At 68.9% G+C, this 18,578-nt stretch carries 18 protein-coding genes; 11 read left to right on the top strand and 7 right to left on the bottom strand.

All coding sequences use genetic code 11. The features are described from left to right. Position 1: 1 nt before the first annotated feature. Genes QTH90_RS11965 through QTH90_RS12000 form a run of 8 tightly spaced genes read left to right on the top strand, consistent with a single transcriptional unit; the run spans position 2 to position 9,119 of the window. A complete protein-coding gene (locus tag QTH90_RS11965; RefSeq protein WP_286664768.1) occupies positions 2–1,264 on the top strand; it encodes a hypothetical protein in 1,263 nt (420 codons plus the stop codon). A 22-nt stretch (positions 1,265–1,286) separates the two neighbouring features. Further along, positions 1,287–3,410 carry an 8-amino-7-oxononanoate synthase gene (locus tag QTH90_RS11970; protein ID WP_286664769.1) on the top strand — a complete coding sequence of 708 codons (2,124 nt, stop codon included), beginning with the start codon at positions 1,287–1,289 and terminating at the stop codon, positions 3,408–3,410. A 21-nt stretch (positions 3,411–3,431) separates the two neighbouring features. Beyond that, positions 3,432–4,538 (top strand): hypothetical protein, encoded by a 1,107-nt coding sequence (locus QTH90_RS11975; protein WP_286664770.1) that lies wholly within the window; start codon positions 3,432–3,434, stop codon positions 4,536–4,538. A gap of 9 nt (positions 4,539–4,547) precedes the next feature. Continuing rightward, the gene (locus QTH90_RS11980) at positions 4,548–5,459 is read left to right on the top strand and encodes a GIY-YIG nuclease family protein (protein ID WP_286664771.1); all 912 of its coding nucleotides are present in this window, start codon (positions 4,548–4,550) and stop codon (positions 5,457–5,459) included. Between the two features lie 36 nt (positions 5,460–5,495). Continuing rightward, complete coding sequence (locus QTH90_RS11985; RefSeq protein WP_286664772.1) at positions 5,496–6,230, top strand: hypothetical protein; 735 nt, start codon at positions 5,496–5,498, stop codon at positions 6,228–6,230. Positions 6,231–6,254: 24 nt separating this feature from the next. Continuing rightward, positions 6,255–6,998: a M15 family metallopeptidase gene (locus tag QTH90_RS11990; RefSeq protein WP_286664773.1), complete on the top strand. Its 744-nt coding sequence runs from the start codon at positions 6,255–6,257 to the stop codon at positions 6,996–6,998. Between the two features lie 23 nt (positions 6,999–7,021). Beyond that, positions 7,022–8,317 carry an OmpA family protein gene (locus tag QTH90_RS11995; protein ID WP_286664774.1) on the top strand — a complete coding sequence of 432 codons (1,296 nt, stop codon included), beginning with the start codon at positions 7,022–7,024 and terminating at the stop codon, positions 8,315–8,317. Between the two features lie 25 nt (positions 8,318–8,342). Further along, positions 8,343–9,119, top strand: a complete 777-nt coding sequence (locus QTH90_RS12000; protein WP_286664775.1) for an amidohydrolase family protein — start codon at positions 8,343–8,345, stop codon at positions 9,117–9,119. Here QTH90_RS12000 and QTH90_RS12005 read toward each other — a convergent pair. The 4 genes from QTH90_RS12005 to QTH90_RS12020 form a co-directional block, all read right to left on the bottom strand. Continuing rightward, positions 9,067–10,443 carry a sigma 54-interacting transcriptional regulator gene (locus tag QTH90_RS12005; protein WP_286664776.1) on the bottom strand — a complete coding sequence of 459 codons (1,377 nt, stop codon included), beginning with the start codon at positions 10,441–10,443 and terminating at the stop codon, positions 9,067–9,069. The genes QTH90_RS12000 and QTH90_RS12005 overlap by 53 nt on opposite strands. 343 nt (positions 10,444–10,786) lie before the next feature. Continuing rightward, on the bottom strand, positions 10,787–11,101 hold the full coding sequence (locus tag QTH90_RS12010) for an NIPSNAP family protein (protein ID WP_286664777.1): 315 nt from the start codon (positions 11,099–11,101) through the stop codon (positions 10,787–10,789). Between the two features lie 84 nt (positions 11,102–11,185). Continuing rightward, positions 11,186–12,106 carry a DMT family transporter gene (locus QTH90_RS12015; RefSeq protein ID WP_286664778.1) on the bottom strand — a complete coding sequence of 307 codons (921 nt, stop codon included), beginning with the start codon at positions 12,104–12,106 and terminating at the stop codon, positions 11,186–11,188. Then, complete coding sequence (locus tag QTH90_RS12020) at positions 12,103–12,654, bottom strand: P-loop nucleotide/nucleoside kinase family protein (RefSeq protein WP_286664779.1); 552 nt, start codon at positions 12,652–12,654, stop codon at positions 12,103–12,105. The genes QTH90_RS12015 and QTH90_RS12020 overlap by 4 nt, the downstream gene beginning before the upstream one ends. Before the next feature lie 115 nt (positions 12,655–12,769). Here QTH90_RS12020 and QTH90_RS12025 point away from each other — a divergent pair, with 115 nt between their 5' ends. Further along, complete coding sequence (locus QTH90_RS12025) at positions 12,770–15,154, top strand: PhoX family protein (protein ID WP_286664780.1); 2,385 nt, start codon at positions 12,770–12,772, stop codon at positions 15,152–15,154. A 48-nt stretch (positions 15,155–15,202) separates the two neighbouring features. Here the strand turns inward: QTH90_RS12025 and QTH90_RS12030 are convergent, their stop codons facing one another. Further along, a complete protein-coding gene (locus tag QTH90_RS12030; RefSeq protein ID WP_286664781.1) occupies positions 15,203–15,577 on the bottom strand; it encodes an SMR family transporter in 375 nt (124 codons plus the stop codon). 21 nt (positions 15,578–15,598) lie between these two features. Next, on the bottom strand, positions 15,599–16,744 hold the full coding sequence (gene mltA / locus QTH90_RS12035) for a murein transglycosylase A (protein WP_286664782.1): 1,146 nt from the start codon (positions 16,742–16,744) through the stop codon (positions 15,599–15,601). Here mltA and QTH90_RS12040 point away from each other — a divergent pair. Both QTH90_RS12040 and QTH90_RS12045 read left to right on the top strand, forming a co-directional pair. Further along, positions 16,743–16,901 (top strand): hypothetical protein, encoded by a 159-nt coding sequence (locus QTH90_RS12040; RefSeq protein WP_286664783.1) that lies wholly within the window; start codon positions 16,743–16,745, stop codon positions 16,899–16,901. The two genes, mltA and QTH90_RS12040, sit on opposite strands and share 2 nt — an antisense overlap. Before the next feature lie 205 nt (positions 16,902–17,106). Next, positions 17,107–17,754 (top strand): YiaD family glycine zipper/OmpA-like lipoprotein, encoded by a 648-nt coding sequence (locus QTH90_RS12045; RefSeq protein WP_286664784.1) that lies wholly within the window; start codon positions 17,107–17,109, stop codon positions 17,752–17,754. Between the two features lie 90 nt (positions 17,755–17,844). On the opposite strand, the gene QTH90_RS12050 is transcribed toward QTH90_RS12045, so the two are convergent. Next, positions 17,845–18,471: a response regulator transcription factor gene (locus tag QTH90_RS12050; RefSeq protein WP_286664785.1), complete on the bottom strand. Its 627-nt coding sequence runs from the start codon at positions 18,469–18,471 to the stop codon at positions 17,845–17,847. Between the last annotated feature and the right edge of the window lie 107 nt (positions 18,472–18,578).

Consider the following 18,578-nt stretch of genomic DNA (forward strand, 5'->3'; position numbering starts at 1 on the left):
GATGACCATCAGCCCCTTCGCCGCATGGATGCTCGCCCAGGAGGCGCGCGCCCTGCTCACGCGGCTGGCCCGGGTCAAGCCCTTCGCGCTGCTCGAACCGATGCTGCCGGCCGCCGCGCTGCAGCCCGGCGCGCAGGCCGCGACCGAGCGCTACCTGGTGGCCGGCCGGCGCGAGATGCGCGCGATGGTGCTGGGCTTCCTCGCCTGGCTGCACGGTGCGCCGGCGCGTCGGGCGAGCGCGGCCGAGGCGCAGCGCCGCTTCACGATCCTGCGGCTCAAGTTCAACGCGGTGCTGACGCAGTTCGATCTCTTCAACGACGTCATCTCGCAACGCAGCGAACACGACACGGGCGTCTGGCTCTGCGGGCTCGACATCGTCGCCGCCGACGCGCTGGCGCTGCCGGGCTACTACGAGGTGCCTCCCCTCATGTGCTACCTGGACCGCGGCGTCGGCGCCGCGATCCGGCGCGCGCGCACCCGCCTGCCGGGCGGCGGCGAGAGCCCGGTGGCGGTGATCCGCGTGCCGCGCGAGCGCATGGTGGGCAGCGGCATCGCCTCGTCGCTGATCCATGAGGTCGGCCATCAGGCCTCGGCACTGCTCGACCTCGCGAACTCGCTGCGGCCGCTGCTGCAGGGCATGCAGCGCAACGGCGGCAACGCATGGCGGCTGTTCGAGCGCTGGATCGGCGAGATCCTCAGCGACTTCTGGTCCTGCGCCCGCCTGGGCATCACGGCCACGATGGGGCTGATGGGCGTAGTGAGCCTGCCACGCGCCTTCATGTTCCGGCTCAACCTGGACGATCCGCACCCCGTGCCGTGGATCCGCGTGCGGCTCTCCTGCGCGATGGGGCAGGCGATGTATCCGCATCCGCAGTGGGCGCGGTTGGCTGCGCTGTGGGATTCGTACTACCCGCTCGACGGCCTGGACGCCGGCACCCGCCGCCTGTTCGACGAACTGCTGGCGGCGATGCCGGGCTTCGTCGGCCTGCTGGTGGACCACCGCCCGCGCAGCCTGCGCGGGCGTTCGCTGAGGGAAGCGCTCGGCGTGGCCGAACACCAGCCGGCGCGGCTCTCCGCACTGTTCCAGACCTGGCGCGGCGCACCGGCGGCGATGTACCGCGCGGGGCCGACGCTGGTGTTCGCGGTGCTGGGCCAGGCCCGTGCCAATGGGCAGCTCACGCCCGAAGAAGAAAGCCACCTGTTCGCGAAGCTGCTGACGCACTGGGCGTTGCGCGGTGCGCTGCGCGACGCGAATCCGGCATGACCGTTGTTCAAGGAGAACTCACATGACTACCACCCCCTTTGCCATCGGCACCGACCGCCTCGGCACCATTCGCTTCAGCGTCCACGACAACGGCCGGCCGGTGTCCAACGCGAGTTGCAGCCTCTTCAGCGTTGGCCTCGTCTCGCAGACAGGAAAGGGCGCGAAGGCGGCGGGCTACGAGGACCACTACGTGACCACCTCCGCTACGGACGAATGCGGCCGCGGCGAGTTTCCCAAGCAGCCTCGGGGCACCTACCACGTGGTCTGCCATCACGTCCCGAAGCCGATGGAAAAGGTGTTGTCCGTGACGGTGGAACCCGACTGCGTGCACGACGTCTGCTTCGAGCTCGGACTCCGCGCCACGGCGACGCCGATGCTGCTGAATCCCGACTGCACGCCCAATGCATGCGCCCTGCCACAGGTTGGCGACGTGGTCGAGGTGCGTGTCGAGTACGACTACCCGAAAGATATCGTTCTCGACATTCAGGCGCCGGCCGGCATGCGCCCCGTCCCGGGCGTGGACAACGTCTGGCGATGGAACGTTCCTTCGCCCGGCACGCACGAGCTTCGCTTTGCGGCGTTCGTGCCCTATGTCGATGTCCCCACCACGCCCACCGGAAGGGTCAGCGCGGGTTTCGGCGTCGTGGCCGAAGTCGAGGGCAAGGGGAAGGAGCCGCAGGTGGTGTCCGGTGACGTCGGCGTCGCGTTGCAGCGCACCGCCACCGTGACGACGTCGGACCTGTCGCTCTGGCAAGGCATCCTCAACAGCACGGGCCAGTTGGCGTTCAACAACTACCAGCACTACATGGACACGCTGTTCTGCGGGGAGTCGGACTCGCCGGACCTGCCCGGTTTCGAGCACAAGCGCTTCGAGGAGAAGCGCCGGACCTTCCGCGAGGTACTGCGCCCGAAGCGGCTGTTGCCGTTCACGGACTCGGACGCCTACCGCGTGGTCAAGGCGGCGACCGAAGCCTTCGTGATGATCAACTGCGGCGTGCTGAAGACGCCACGCCCGTTCGACGAAGACCGCGACCTCGCCTACCTGAAGCGCCGCGACCTGCCCCCGCCAGCGCTCGCGACCGTGGAGAAGGTATTCACCAACCAGTACCTGGTGCCGTTCCGCGCCGGCAGCGCGTTCGACAGTACGCTGCCCTACCTGGCGGTGATCCGCTCCAAGCTGCCCGACATCGGGATCAAGCTGCAGGGGCTCGACTCCGACCTCGAAAACGTCGGCCAGTGCACCGGCATCCTGCAGGACAAGCTGGCCAACCCGTGCCTGCTCGAACTGATCTGGTCCTACTGGCATGAGGAAGGGATGCTGGTGCAGACCATGAACAGCATCGCGCGCCGCTTCCAGAACGTGCGCTCGGGCGAGCGCGACCCGCTGGTCAACCTGGAGATCGATCCGCTTCGCCCGCTCAACAACGTGCTGTGGGGCTACGTGCAGGACGAGCAGCACCGCCTGAGCATCGTGCGCCGCAACTACGAGTACGACCATCACTACGGGCTGAGGCTCGAAGGCAAGGCGGTGCAGCGCATGCAGGCGGCCGACAGCCGCTCGCGCTTCATCGAAGCCTTCCACAACCTGCTGCGTTACTGCACCAGCTTCTTCAAGCAGGACGACGACACGACGGTCAGGGCCGACGCGTTCCCGGTGCTCAACGCGTTGAAGGAAGTGCACCTGATCCTCTCGCAGGGCGCACACAACCAGTTCGGCGACCTGCCGTCGACCGCCCGCATCGAGATGCTGATGCAGCAATGGCTGCTGGCGCGGCCGGAGTTCCGCGAGTTCCTGCCGACGCGCATCATGACCGCCTACCCGGAGCCCTGGATGGACCGCGTGGATGCGATGAAGAAAGTGCAGGGCTGGACCGACACCAGCGTGCTGCACTTCCGCAACCTGGCGATCTTCGGCGAGCAGATCCTGCTGTCGATCCGCTGGGGCCACTGGAGCGATGTGCAGGACCCGCTGCAGGCCTTCAACTGGGCGCGCTTCTTCCGGCCGCAGATCCAGGGCTACAGCCACGCCTACCGCTCGGTCACCGGGGTCGAGCTGGCACTGGAGTCGCCGGATGCGAAGGTCGATGCGACCCTGCCTTCGGTGCTGCTGCAGCGGCGGCTGGCAACCCAGCAGCGTGCAGCCTGAGAGCTCTGCCGGAGCCATGCCATGGCCGACTTCACGAGCGCGCTGTACCTCGGGCTGCGGCATGCGAGCGCCGGCCTGCCGCCCTGGGCCGCCCTGACCCGCGGACAGCCGGCGGCGCTCGCGGAACCCGAAGGCGCCGAAGCCGTCGCCGCGGCGCTGGCCAGGCTGCAGGGAATGGCTGCGGCGACGCTGCTGCCATCCACGCTGCATCTGTTCTGGGACCTGCTGCGGCAACTGGCACGCGAGACGCGATCGGCGCTGCTGCTCGACGCCGGCGCCTATCCGATCCTGCACTGGAGCGCCGAGGGCGCGGCCGCGGCCGGCGCCGTGGTGCGCCGCTTCCCTCATCACGACAGTGCCGCGCTGGAACAACGGGTCCGCTGCGCAGTGCGTGACGGCCTGCGGCCGGTGGTGGTCTGCGACGGCTTCTGTCCCGGCTGCAACCGGCCGGCACCGCTCGCGGCCTATGCGCGCATCGCCGGCGAGGGTGGCGGCACGCTGGTCCTCGACGACACGCAGGCGCTCGGCGTCCTGGGCCGGGGGCCTTCGGCGGCCTGCCCCTTCGGACATGGCGGCGGAGGATCGCTCCGCTGGCAGGACGTCGGCGGCGCGCACATTGCGGTCGGTGCCTCGCTAGCCAAGGGCTTCGGCGCGCCGCTGGCGGCTATCTCGGGCAGCCAGGCGCTGGTCGAGCGCTTCGTGCGCGACAGCGAGACCCGGCTGCACTGCAGCCCGCCGTCGAGCGCATCCGTGGCCGCCGCGCGGCAGGCGCTGGTGCTCGGCGCGCACTCCGGCGACGGCTGGCGCGCCCGGCTGCTGCGGCTCGTGCTGCAGCTGCGCGAGACCTTGGCGCAGGCCGGGCTGGCGCCGGTGGGCCGGTTGCCGTTCCCGGTGCAGTCCTTCGTGTCGCGCCAGGGGCCGGAGCTGGCGCACCTGCTGTGGCGCCGGCTGCTCGCCGGTGGCGTGCGCGCCCTGCTGACCCGCGGCTGCCAGGGACTGGCGCCGCGCCTGACCTTCATCGTCACCGCCCGGCACTGCCAGGCGCAGATCGACCGCGTGGCGCAACTGCTGGCCCGGGCCGGCCATGCCGCGGCGCCCTTCGCGTCGCCGATCCACGCCATCCACTGAGGAACCGTCATGGACCACCCCGCCATCTTTGCCGAGCAGCCTTTCACCGGCATGCTCGCGGCCGGACCTTCGCAGGAAGCGTTCGAGATCCTCGATGAAGCCTTCGCCGGCGAGGTCGGCCGCGGCCGGTCGCAAGCGCGGCGCCCGCAGAGGGCCGCGCCACGCCGGCCGCCCCGGCCCGCGCCCCGGGCGGCGCAGCGCCGGCCACCGCCGCGCCCGCCGCAACGCCCGCGACCCCGCCCGAATGTGCCGCGCCCGCCGATGCCCTGGCCGCCGGCCGGCGGCGGCTACGCGGTGCCTTTTGTGGCGGAGCCCTTTGGCATGCCGCCGGGGTCCGCCACCTGGCGCTGCGTCCAGGAATGCATGCAGCGCGGGCCCGCCGCCGCGGGTGCGGCACCGCCCGAGGCCGCGCCGCCGGATGCGCCTCCCGATACCGGCGGGGGCGCACCGGCAGATGCACCGGCCGATTCGTCGGCCAGCGCGCCGGCCGACACACCCAGCGACGCTCCGGCCGAGGAATTCGAGTTCAGCCCGCCCGCCCGCGACGGCAGGCCACAGTGGGCCAGCGCGCCGGAAGGCGAACTGGCGCCGGGGACCATGAGCCTGGCGAAGGCGATCGACGATCCGCGCTCGGACGGCGCCGGCATCTACACGATCTACAAGAACGGCGAGCGGCTCTACGTCGGCCGCGCCAATTCGCTGAAGCGCCGCCTTCAGCAGCACCTGTGGTGCCTCACGCACCTGAAGCTCGGCGTCGGCCGCTTCAGCGTCAAGCTGACGCCGATGCGCGGCGCCACGCCGGCGCAACTCGGCCGCGTCGAGGCCGCGGTCATCGGCCGCTACGGACGCCGCTCCCAGGGCGGCCAGCTGGCCAACGTCAAGTCGCGCGAGTTCGAGCAGTCCTTCGAAGCCTGGGCCTGAGGCCCTTCGCGAAGCCATGAATCCAAGGAGACCACCATGCACACGCCTTCATGCCCCTGCCACACGTGCCAGTCGCGCCGCCAGCACAGCCTCGCGGCCCGCGCGCCGATCAGCGAATCCGAGGAGGTCGAACTCGCGATGGAGCTGCTCAGCGTCTCGAACGAAGCCGAGTGGGAGCAGTTCCTCGGCAAACTCTTCAAGGGCATCGGCCGCGGCCTCAAGAAAGTCGGCTCCTTCGTCGGCAGCAAGGTGCTCAAGCCGCTGGGCGGAGCGCTCAAGGGGCTGGCGAAACAGGCGCTGCCGCTGGTCGGTGGTGCGCTCGGCTCCTTCATTCCGATCCCGGGGGTCGGCACCGCGATCGGCAGTGCGCTCGGCAGCGCGGTCAGCAAGGCGCTCGAGATGGAATTCGGCGAGATGGAGGCCGAGGAAGCCGAGTTCGAGATCGCGCGGCGCTTCGTGCGGGTCGCTGCCAGCGCGGCGCAGCAGGCCGGCGCGGCGGCACCCAGCACGCCGCCTGAAGTGGCGGTGCGTCAGGCGCTGCTCGCCGCGGCCCGGGCCCACGTGCCGAGCTTCGCGGCCAACGAGGCCGAGTTGCTGGGCGAAGCCGAAGCGGAAGCCGAATACGAGGGTGAGGGTGAGGGTGAGGGTGAGGGTGAAGGCGAGGGCGGATACGGCGGCGAGTTCGAGTACGAAGGCGAAGCCGGGAGCGGCCGTCCGATGTCCGGCCGCTGGCAGCGCCGCGGCGGCCACATCGTGGTGTTCGGCGCCTGAGATGCGCCGCAACCGGAGACCGCCATGTACCGCCCATTCCCGACGCTCGCCGGCCGATCGGCCGAGTTCGAGGAGGAGTTCAGCTTCAACGGCTTTCCGAAGCCGGTGATGGATGCGCTGCGCGCCAGGAACGAGACGCTGGCGATCCAGCGTGCCGCCGGCGCCGGCTTCCGCGACGAGAACACCTTGACCGACCTGGTGTTCTTCTTCCGCCATCCGGAGCGCAACGGAGCGCCGCTGCGCAGCAGCGAACCCGGCTTCAATTCGCTCGCCACCGAATGGGTGGCGATCCGCGACCGGCTGGTGCGCGCGACGCCGCGCCCCTCGGCACCGCCGTCCGCACCGTCCGCATCGGCGACGCCGCCCCCGGGCGCGCCCGACATCGTCAACGTGCGGGGCATCCTGGTGGCGCGGCAGATCGCGGCACAGGTCGACGCCTTGCTGGCGGCCGCCCAGGCCGACGGCGTGCCGCTCGGCGGCAGCGGCTTCCGCTCGCCGGACGAGCAGATCGCGGTGCGCAGGAAGAACTGCGGCACCACGCCCTACGACATCTACGACAAGTCGCCCAGCCAGTGCACGCCGCCGACCGCCAAGCCCGGCACCTCCATGCACGAGCGCGGGCTCGCGATCGACTTCAAGTACGCAGGGCAGATCGCCGGGCAGTTCAAGGACACGCCCGGCTTCGGCTGGCTGCAGCGCAACGCGGCGCGCTTCGGACTGAAGAACTACGCGAAGGAGCCTTGGCACTGGTCCACCACCGGCACCTGAGCATCGGGTGCGAGGAGACAACCATGAACGACGAAGCCATGTTCGAAATGCTCGCGCCCGCCAGCGAGGCGGCATTCGAGTTCGAGTTCGAATCGGGGAAAGCGAAGAAGAAGCCGGCGCCGACGGTGGTGCTGCCGACGCTGACGATCCGCGACCGGCCCTTCGTGGTGCTGGACCGCTTCGCCTTCGACGGCCCCGCCGTGCCCGCGGCGCACGACGCGATCATCGACCGCATTGCGCGGCTGATCGTCGCAAGCCGAGTCTCGGGCGATCCGATCCGGACCGTGCGGCTGGTCGGCCACACCGATCCGACCGGCAAGGACAACTACAACCTCGGCCTCGCCGAACGCCGTGCGAAGGCGGTCGAGGCCAAGCTGCGCGCGGCCCTTGCAGCGCTCGGCCCCGTGCCCGCCGGCGCACTCTCGATCGTGCCCCAGACGCTCGGCGAGACGAGGCCCAAGGTGTCCAACGCGACGGCCGACGGCCGCGCCATGAACCGGCGCGTGGAGGTCTTCCTCGGCACCGGCTGCAACGCCTTCTTCGCGCAGTACGACCTGCGCTTCCTGCCGGGCGACCCGAAGTTCGGCATTCCCGCCTACCCCAACCTCAACGCGGCGCAGAAGGCGCAGCGCAGCGCCGACGTCGGCGCGCTGGTGCCCGAGCTGCTGGCGCGCCGCAACCTGCGCGCCAGCGAGGCCCTGGCCGGCCGCGTGCCGCCGGCCAAGGCGCTGCCGCCAGGGGCGCTGCGCAACAGCGCGCTGCGGCTGTCGGCGGGGCAACTCGCGCTGTTCCGCGAGTACTTCGAGGATGGCCGCGGCGGCATCGAGTTCGGTGCCTTCCAGACCTGCTTCGAGCGCTTCGCCAACGGCCAGTTGCGCAGCCCGATCGCAGCCGACCGCAGCGCCGGCGTCGGCGAGCCCAATGGCGACTTCTTCTTCCTGTTCGCGGAGTTCGCCTTCCTGTGCATCGACTCGCGCATCGAGCCTGCGCTGTGGACCCGGGCACTGCGCACCTTCGTGAAGGCGCAGGAGATCTTCATGCACGTGTACCGGCCGGCGCCGGTGTCGCCGGCGCCGGCGGTCGGAGCCGCACAGCCGGCCTGTCCGCGCGACCCGCAGGGCAAGCCGCGGGCGCGGCGCCGGCTCGACAGCTTCCGCAACGGCAACTTCAAGGCCACCGGCGCATCGCCCACCGTCGGCGTCGGCCAGTCCTCGCCGACCCGTCGCCGGGCGCTGGCCGCCAAGTACGCGGCGAAGGACCTGGCGGCGCTGCGGCGCGAAGCGCAGGCCAACCTGCAGCGGGCGCAGTGCATGCCCTGAGCTGTATTGAACGCCACGCCCCGCCATGCTCCGCATCGACTGCCATTGCCATGCCGGCCAGGGCGACGGCCTGACCGGCCCCTGGGACACCGACGCGCCGCTCGACGCCTACCTGCGGCGCGCGGCCCGCGCCGGCATCGCGCGCAGCGTGCTGCTGCCGGCCTTCCATTCGGACTATGCGCAGGCCAACCTCGCGCTGTCGCGCATCGTCGCAGCCAGGCCCGAGCGCTTCATCGGCTTCGCGATGGTGCATGCCGAGCGCGACCGCGGCCGTGTGCTGCCGATGCTGACCACTGCCGTGCAGCGCTACGGCTTCGCGGGGATCAAGGTGCACCGGCACGACGCCGCCATCAGCCGCGAGATCTGCGATGCCGCGCGCCGGCTGCGGCTGCCGGTGCTCTACGACCTGGTCGGCGAGTCCTGGGTGGTCGAGCTGCTGGCGCAGCAGTATCCGGACGTCGTCTTCATCATCCCGCACCTGGGCAGCTTCGCGGACGACTGGCGGGCCCAGCTCGCGCTCATCGACCACCTGGAGCGCCATCCGAACGTCTATGCCGACACCGCGGGCATCCGGCGCTTCGACCTGCTGCTGCAAGCTGTGCGGCGGGCCGGGGCGCACAAGATCCTCTTCGGCTCCGACGGCCCCTGGCTGCACCCGGGCCTGGAACTCGAGAAGATCCGCCTGCTGCAGTTGACGCCGGCGGACGAGGCGCTCGTGGTGGGCGGCAACCTGTCGCGGCTACTGGGCTTCAATGCAAGGGACGCTGCTGCGCCCGCCGCAGCTGCAGCGCACGGTCGGTGACGCCGAGCCGCAGCGCGGCCCGGTGCAGGTTGCCTTGCTCGCGTTCGATGGCCAGCCGGATCGCGCAGTCGGTCGCGGTCTGGCCGATTTCCTTGAGGCCGAGGCCGAGGTCGATGGCATCGCGCGCTGCCTGCTCGAAGCAGCCCTGCAGCGCATCGCGCGAGGGCTCGGCGGTTGCCGGCCGCTCGTCCTCCGGCACGTCTCCGATGGTGATCAGCCCGCCGCCCGCGTGCCGATGGCACAGCCACGAGACCACGCGCCGCAGCTCACGCACGTTGCCCGGATAGTCGCGCGCCTGCAGGTACTGGCAGACCGGCTCGTCGAAACCGTCACCACCGTCGGCGCCCTCGAAGCCCGCCTGGAAATGCGCCGCCAGTGCAAGCACGTCCTCCTTGCGCTCGGACAGCCGCGGCGTGCGGCAGACCGATCCGGCGATGCGGTAGTAGAGGTCGGCGCGGAAGCTGCCGTCGGCCACGCCCGCATCGAGGTCGCGGTGCGTCGCCGACACCAGCCTGAACTCGGTGTGCTGCCAGGCATTGCTGCCGACCCGCTTGTACTTGCCCTCCTGCACCACCCGAAGCAGTTGGGCCTGCAGGGTTGGCGGCAGTTCACCGATCTCGTCGAGGAAGAGCGTGCCGCGATGGGCCAGTGCGAACGCACCCTCGCGCGGGTTCATCGCGCCCGTGAAGGCGCCGCGCTCGTGGCCGAAGAATTCACTGCCGGAGAGTTCGGGCGTGATGGTGGTGCAGTCGACGATCACCATCGCCCCCTTGTCGGGCCGGTCGTCGAGATCATGGATCAGGCGCGCGACCAGTTCCTTGCCGGTGCCGCTCTCGCCGGTGATCAGCACCGGCCCCCTGGAGAACACGGCCACCTCCACCACCTGCCGCACCAGCGCGCGCCAGGCCGGGCTCTCGCCGACCAGCACGTCGCGCACGCGCGGGCTGTCCACCAGCGCCTGCACCGTGCGCAGGCGCGACAGCCGGGCGCACACCTGCGCGGCATCGCCCGGCAACGGAGCCCAGCGCATCACGTCGGCGGCGCCGGCACGCAGCAGGGACCAGGCGTCGGCCGCCGACAGCCTGCAGGGGGTGACCACCAGCACCAGCACCACCGCGCGGCGGCTCGCCACACGCAGCCCATCGAGGATCCGCTCGTCGACCTCGCCCAGCACCATCAGACCGTAGTCCTGCGCGTCGGCGGGCATCGGCAAGGTCCGCAATCCCGAACGTTGCAGGACCGCCAGCACCGACTCGCGCACAGCCGCGGGCAGCGGATCGAAGAAATGGATCCACGCACTCGACGACGGGTCGGCTCGATGCATGTCTCCTCCATTCGAGCGGGGAGACAGTGTGAGCATTCGCTGCGGAAGGCGAAATACGACTGAAGCCTGTGATGCGTTGCAGACGCAGTTCGCAAGATGCGTGAGCGCTTGTTACGCGCGTGCCTTTGGCGCCGGCGGATTGGGGTCCAAAGTTTTCATTTCGCCCGCGCAGCGGTGGCCTGCGCCGGAGTGCGGGGTGTTTTCCTAGTCCTCCGCGAGGGCGGAATCAAGCCCCATCGCGCGTAGCGCTCGCGGGTTTTGGCTGCGCTGCGCGCTCTGGCATTTGGTCTACGCCGTAGGTTGCCGGCGTTGCATCCGCTTCGGGGTATTGACGCGTTCCTGGTCAGGCCGACCCGCTGAAAACCGGCCGGAAGAAGCTGCGCTCATAGCTCAGGATGCAGCGAGTGTCCTCCGCATACTTGAACGCAGCCTGGCACTCCGCATCGGTTGCGGACAGGGCGCGATATTCCTCGTATGCCGCGAGACTCGGGAAGGTGAACATGGCGAGCGCAATGTTGTTCGCGCCTTCCGATGGCAGGAAGTAGCCGTGGTGCTGCCCTCCGAACTTCTCGACGAGAGGAATCCACGTCTTGCCGTAATGCTCGAACTCCTTGAGCTTGAACGGGTCGATGACATAGCGCAGGTAGCAGGTGACCATGGTGGTTCCGGGAGGCTTGGTGTTTGACATGAGGGCTGGCGTGCAACGGCGCGCCGGCTTCGGCGGCGACGTCGCACCCGCGCGTTATTCCGACTGGGCGTCCAGCGCGATCGCGCGGGTCCGCCCGCGCTCGCTGTGCAGCATGTAGAGGCCGGAACCGACGAGCAGTGCGATCCCCAGCCAGGCCCATCCGGTGGGCACCTCGTTCCATACGGCATAGCCCAGCAGCATGGCGAAGAGAACCGCCACGTAGCGGAAAGGTGCAGTGAGCGACACCTCGCCGGCGCGCATGCATTGCACCAGCAGGAAGTAGCCCGATGCCAGGAAAGCTGCCGCGACCCCCAGCAAGGCCAGATCGCCCAGCGCAAACGCCTGCCAGCCGCTCAACAGCGTCAGGCACCCGGCCAGCAAGGTGACGGCCAGTGCCGTGGCCAGGGTGATGATGATCGACGGGATGGCCGGATCGATGCGCCGTGTCATCAGATCGCGTGCGGCGTGGAACAGCGTGCCGAGCAGGCACAGCAGGGCCCATGCGTTGAGGCCGTCCGCGCTCGGCTGCACGACGCACAGCACGCCCACGAAGCCCAGCACCACGGCGGACCAGCGCGCCACGCCAGCGCGCTCGCCCAGGAAGAGCACCGCGAACACCGTCATGAACAAGGGCGCGGCGAGATTGATGGCCGTGGCATTGGCAATCGGCAACCGGAACAGCGCCAGGAGATACATCATGGTCGCGCAGGCATCGATCCCGCCCCGCAGCGCCACCCGCGGATGCAGCACCGCGCTCGCCTGGCGCAGCGCGCCCAACCGGTGCGCGACCAGCAGCACGAGCACCGAGGCCATCACCCCGCGCACGAAGATCAGCTGCGCCGAGGGCATGGATTGACTGACATGCTTGACCAGTGCGTCGTTGAGCACGAAGCAGCCCATGGCACCGATCATCGTGGCGATGGCGCGCCCGTTGGCGCGGGACGAGGGCCTTGAGAACAGGATCTGCGAGGTCATGAAGGGCGATGTGGCGAGGCATGCGCGAGGACCGCGCCGTTCGATCCTGCCACATGCGCACTGCTCTCCAGAATCAAGGCCGCCGCCTCGCTCGCGCTGACGAGCGCCGAATCAATGACAAGGCGGCCCGTGGTCCAGGCCTCGTACTCATGCCGGAGCACGGCCTCCCAGGTTGGGAGGGTGAGGCCCGGGATGTCGGCTTCCCGGCTTTCCACGCGTCTGCGATGTTCGACGGGGTCGGAGCAGACGACCTCGATCTCGAGCAGGCCCGAGGACGCGCCGGCAGCCACAGCCCGCCACGCTTCGCGGGTGACCGATAGCGGATTGACGCAGTCGGCGACCACGGTCATGCCAAGCGCCAGATTGGACTTGGCGAGTTCATACGCAAGGACGTAGCCGGCCGGCCCCACATCTCCGAGCGCGCTCATATTCATCAGCGCGGCTTCGATGGTGTCGATGCGCAGATACGCAGACGGCAAACGTGCGACGAGTTCGCGCGCCATGGCGGTCTTGCCGGTGCCAGGAAGCCCGCCGAGAACAATCAGCATCGCCATATTCATCCAGGTTCACGAAGGAAGGGCCCGATTCTGGGCCGGGGTGTACTGCAACAAAAGTTTCATCTTGCATCGTTAAGGTCAGGCTCCCGTTAGCCAAGCCCTCACGATGAAAAACCTGCCCACGCCTCCCGCTCCGAACGAGTTCATCGATCCGGACGATCTGGACAACAACTCGAGTTCGAACACCAGTCTTCACGAAATCATCGCCTCGCGCATGCACCGCCGCCATCTGCTGCGCGGCGGTGTCGGCGCGCTGACGGCCGCGACGCTCGGCCCGCTGGCGCTGAGCGCCTGCGGCGGTGGCAGCGACGGGAACTTCCCCGTCACGCCGCCGGCACCCGCACCTGCCCCGGCGCCCGCGCCGGCTTCGGCTCCCAAGCTCGGCTTCTCCGCCGTCGGCAAGGATCTCGCGGACCGCATCACCGTGCCTGCCGGCTACACGGCCACCGTGATCTACGCGACGGGCGATTCGATCGACCCGGCCATCACCGACTACAAGAACGACGGCACCGACGACACCTTCAGCCGCCGCAGCGGCGACCAGCATGACGGCATGCACTACTTCGGCCTGACCCCCGACAGCAAGCCGTCGCTCAGCAGCACCGAACGCGCGCTCATGTGCATCAATCACGAGGCCATCAACGCCACGGTGATCTTCATGCATCCGAACGGACAAACCAACATCAGCACCAGCGCCGGTCCGCGTCCCGAAGCCGAGGCGTTGAAGGAAGTGGAAGCGCACGGCGCTTCGGTGGTCGAGATTGCCAAGTCGGGCGGGAAGTTCGCGGTGGTCAAGAACTCGACCTTTAACCGCCGCATCACGCCGCGCACGCCGATGGAGTTCGGCGGCCCGGCACGCGGCTCCGCGCTGCTCAAGACGGCCTACTCGCCCGCCGGCACCGGCACGCGCGGCATGATCGGCAATTGCGCGTCGGGCTACACGCCCTGGGGCACCTACCTCACCTGCGAGGAGAACTTCTCCGGCTTCTTCCGCCGCGGCGCGGCCGACGACGCGAAGCGCAGCGCCAAGGAACTGGTCGCCTTCAAGCGCATCGGCCTCGCGCAAAACGCCCCCGGTGGTCAGCGCTGGGCCACCGTCGTGCCGGCCGATGGCGCCAACACCGAATACGCACGCTGGGACACGAGCAGCATCGGCGCATCGACGGACGGCACGGACGACTTCCGCAACACGGCCAACACCTTCGGCTGGGTGGTGGAGATCGACCCGTACAACCCCACGTCGACCCCCGTCAAGCACACCGCACTCGGCCGCTTCGCGCACGAAGGCGCGTGGCCGAGCAACCCGGTGGTCGGCAAGCCGCTCGCCTTCTACATGGGCGACGATTCGCGCAGCGAGTACGTCTACAAATATGTGTCCAAGGCCGTGTGGAGCGCAGCAGATGCCAACCCCGCCGATCGCCTTGCCACCGGCAGCAAGTACCTCGACGAAGGCACGCTGTACGCGGCGAAGTTCAACGCAGACGGCTCGGGCACCTGGCTCAAGCTCGACCTGAGCAACACCGCCATCTCGGGCAACAGCGCGTACGCCTTCGCCGATCTGGCCGACGTGCTGGTCAACGCGCGGCTCGCCGCCGACGCCGCCGGCGCCACCAAGTGCGACCGGCCCGAGTGGACCGCCGTGAACCCGAAGAACGGCGAGATCTACATCACGATGACGGAGAACCCGGACCGCGGCTCCTTCAACACGACCAGCAGCAACAACGTGCCGAACCCCGACGTGGAGCCGGCCTTCCCGCGCTACTGGCTCGACAACAAGGGCGTGTCGACGCAGAACGCGGCGCCGTCGGTGTCCAAGGGCAACGTGAACGGGCAGGTGATGCGCATCCGCGAAACCGACAGCGATGCATCGGCCACCACCTTCAACTGGGACATCTTCCTGTTCGGCAGCCAGGCCAAGGCGGACGCCGGCCTGGACGACGTGAACTACCAGAAGAACGTGAACCTGTCGGGCCTGTCGGACTTCAACGATTTCTCCAAGCCCGACGGCTGCTGGTTCTCGCGTGCGAGCGGCATCCTGTGGATCGAGACCGACGACAACGCCTACACCGACGTCACCAACTGCATGCTGCTGGCAGCGGTCCCGGGCGAGTACGGCGACGGCGGCGAGATCGACGTGGTCAACCAGGCCAACGGCAAGCCCGGCACTGCCGGCACCGCCCCGGTCACCGTGAGAACGCACGCGGGCAAGAAGATGAACGACACGATCTTCAAGCGCTTCCTCACGGCGCCGCTGGGCTCGGAAGTGACCGGACTGGCCGAATCACCGGACGGCAAGGCACTGTTCATCAACATCCAGCATCCGGGCGAGAACACGGCCGCGGCCAACATCGCCGACCCGTCCAAGTACGAAAGCCACTGGCCTGGCAACGGTGCAGGCGTGACGGCCTATGGTGCGGGCGGCAGCACGGCGCGCCCGCGCTCGGCGACGGTGATGATCACCAAGAACGACGGTGGTGTGATCGGGCTCTGATCCGGGCGCATCACTGACGAGCAGGAGCTGATGCGACCGCGAGGCCGCTCAGCTTCGGCTCAGCACCACGACGCCAACCAGGATGATGGCGATTCCCAGCACGCGGCCCGGAGTCAATGCCTCACCGAAGAACTGCCACGCGAGCAGCGCCGCGACGACATAGCCCATCGACAGCATGGGATAGGCGACGCTCACATCCACACGGGTCAGCGCGACGACCCACAGCCCGACGCTGATGCCATAGCAGACCAGCCCGAGCAGGATCCACGGTTGAATGGCCGCGGCCAACACCGCCGAGAACAGCGAAGTCACGCTTGCCATGGAGATCGAGCCCAGCGTCCTGGCCCCGGCCTTGAGAAGCAGTTGCGCGACGGAGTTCAGCATCACGCCGGCAAAGATGATCGAGAAGGTGCTCAGGTTCATGGCGGCATCCAGGCGTGGGGTCTATTTGGGCCAGAGCGCCCACAGCCGCAGCGGCTGGTTCATTCGTGCCGCAAAGCGCCCGGCCTCCGCGCCGGTGCCCGCAAAGTAGTCGGCCCGCACTGCGCCGACGATGGCGCTGCCGGTGTCCTGTGCGACCACCAGCTTCGCCAGCGACACGGTGGGCCCGGGCGAGGCCAGCCAGACCGGCGTGCCGTAGGGAATGCTGTCGCGGTCCACCGCGATCGAACGGCCCGCGGTAAGCGGCACGCCCTGCGCACCGACCGGCCCGGAGGACGCATCGACCTCGCTCAGCGGCTCCTCCCGAAAGAACACATAGCGCGGATTGCTCCACAGCAGGGGCTGAAGCCGCTGCGGGTTCTGCGCCACCCACTGCTTGGTGTCGTCGGGCCATAGGCTGACCTTGGTCGCGCCCTGGCTCATCAGCCATTGCTGCACGCTGCGGTAGGGCTGCTCGTTGGTGGCGGCGAAGGCCACGCGCACCATGCGCTGCGAGCCGTCGGCTTCGGTGATGCGCAGGCGCCCCGAGCCCTGGATGTGCAGCATGAGCACGTCGATGGGGTCGGCGAGCCACGCGATCTCGCGTCCGCGCAATGCGGCCTGGGCTTGCGGCAGCGTATCGATCTCCTGGCGCGTGAACCAGGGGCGCTTGGGCACGAGGCCCATGGGCGCCTGGTACAGCGGCACGGTGTTCGTCGCGGTCGGCCGGCGCGTGGCGTCGAACACCGGCTCGTAGTAGCTGGTGAGCTTGCCGTCGGTCGGCCCCGAGGGCGACTCGACCCGGTACGGCTGCAGGCGCTGCATCATCCAATCACGCTGCTCTGCCGTCTCCGCGAGCGAGAGCTGGCGCACTTCGCGGCACAGGGGTGCGAAGGCGGCGTTGGGGCGCGTGCAGTTCGACAGCATCGCGACCCAGCCTTCGTGCAAGGCGTCGTCGTTGAAGCCCGGCAGCTCGGACCATGCGACCGGCACCCAACGGCTCTTCGGATGCGCGAGCGAACCGGTGAGCGGCCCCAGCTCGCGTGAAGGGCTGGTGCCCGGTGTCGTCGGCGTGGTGGCTGGCAGGTCGGGCTGCCGTGTGCCGGTGGAGCAGGCGGCGAGCGTTGCTACGATCGCGAGCCCAACCAGCCACTGGAGTCCTTTGTTCATGGGTCTGATTTTGCTTGAAGCACTTGGCGCGGGAATCGTGTTCATCCTGATCATCTGGTGGACCATGTTCTCCGGCCGCAAGCGCGGCGAGCTGCATGACGAGGCCGATGCCGATGACGACGCGGCGGCATCCAAAGAGCCGTCGCGGCGCGATTGAATTGGCGTAGTTCGATGCCGCTTCGCGGTGTCGGTCGACGGCCTGCCTGCTATTCATTCGATAGCACGAGCGTGAGATTTCGCACGCTTTTCCAGCGTACTGCCAAAATCGAACGTTACACGCGGAAACCTCGGATCGAGGCAATTCGCCTTGAGCGCTCGGGATAATCGGCGCTCTTTGTTTTGCATAGTCGAAAGGGACTGACATGAAAAAATTCGTACTCGCCACGTGTGCCGCAGCGATCGTGCTTTCGGGCTGCGCGGGCGGCATGACCGACACGCAACGCAACACGGCCATCGGCGCTGGCGGCGGCGCACTGGCTGGCGCGGCGATCGGCGGCGTGGCTGGCGGCAAGGCCGGCACGGGTGCGGCGATCGGTGCATTGGCTGGTGCGGCGGGCGGCTACCTGTGGTCCCAGCGCATGGAGAACCAGAAGCGCCAGATGGAAGCCGCCACCAAGGGCACCGGCGTCGCCGTGACCCAGACCCCGAACAACGAACTGAAGCTCGCGATCCCGAGCGACGTCAGCTTCGACGTGGGCCGCGCCGCGATCAAGCCGAACTTCTCGCCGATCCTCGACCAGTTCGCGAGCGGCCTGCGCAACAACCCGAATGCCGACGTGCGCATCATTGGCCACACGGACAGCACTGGCACCGATGCGATCAACAACCCGCTGTCGGTGGAGCGTGCTGCGGCAACGCGTGACTATCTGGTGGCGCGTGGCGTGTCGCCGACTGCGTTCCGTATTGAAGGGCGTGGGTCGCGGGAACCGGTTGCGGACAACAACACGGATGCGGGGCGTGCGCAGAACCGGCGCGTCGAGATCTTCGTCGGCGAGCGCTCGCCGGCCTGAACGCGATTCGCCCCGGATGAGTCTTTGCACACTCCGCGTGGCTAGCCCTAGCCTAGCCTCGCGCCGGGGCCGATAGGTTCGAGTTGGGGCTCACACGCCCCGCAAGAGGTTGGCCAGTTCGACGGCCGACTTCACTTCCATCTTCTCGAACACGCGCGCACGGTGAACTTCCACCGTGCGCACGCTGATCGCGAGTTGCTCGGCGATCAGCTTGTTGGGCAACCCTTCGACCACGCAGCGCATCACGTCGCGCTCGCGCTCCGTCAGCTCGTCGATGCGGTGCTTGAGCAGTTGCCGCGTGCGCTGCGCCTCGATGGCGCGCAACGATGCGCCAAGCGCATGCTCGATGCGGTCCACCAGTGCGTTGTCGGAAAACGGCTTCTCGCAGAAGTCGAAGGCGCCGCGCTTCACCGCATCCACGGCCGTCGGCACGTCGGCATGCCCGGTCAGGAAGATGACGGGCATCGTCTCCAGCAGCCCCCGCTCCTGAAGCCGGTCGAACAGCACCAGGCCGCTCGTCCCCGGCATGCGCACGTCCAGCAGGAGGCAGTGCGGCTGATCCCGCAGCGGCTCGTCCGCGAGGCGGGCCTCGAAGGCCTCGGCGCTCGCAAAGTTCTCGCTCACCAGCCGCCGCGACCGCAGCAGCCAGGCCAGCGCCTCGCGAACGCTGGCGTCGTCGTCAACAATAAAAATCAGCGCGTCAATCAATGGTTGCATGGCATCAGTCCCCATGAGGCGCCGCAAGGCCGCCTCCGTTCGGGAAATACCGCGGGACCGGCTCCGCCGGACCGCCGGTATTGCCCCCTGCAAGGGGGCGGGCGGCC

Source organism: Variovorax flavidus (assembly GCF_030317145.1).
Classification (GTDB): domain Bacteria; phylum Pseudomonadota; class Gammaproteobacteria; order Burkholderiales; family Burkholderiaceae_C; genus Variovorax; species Variovorax flavidus.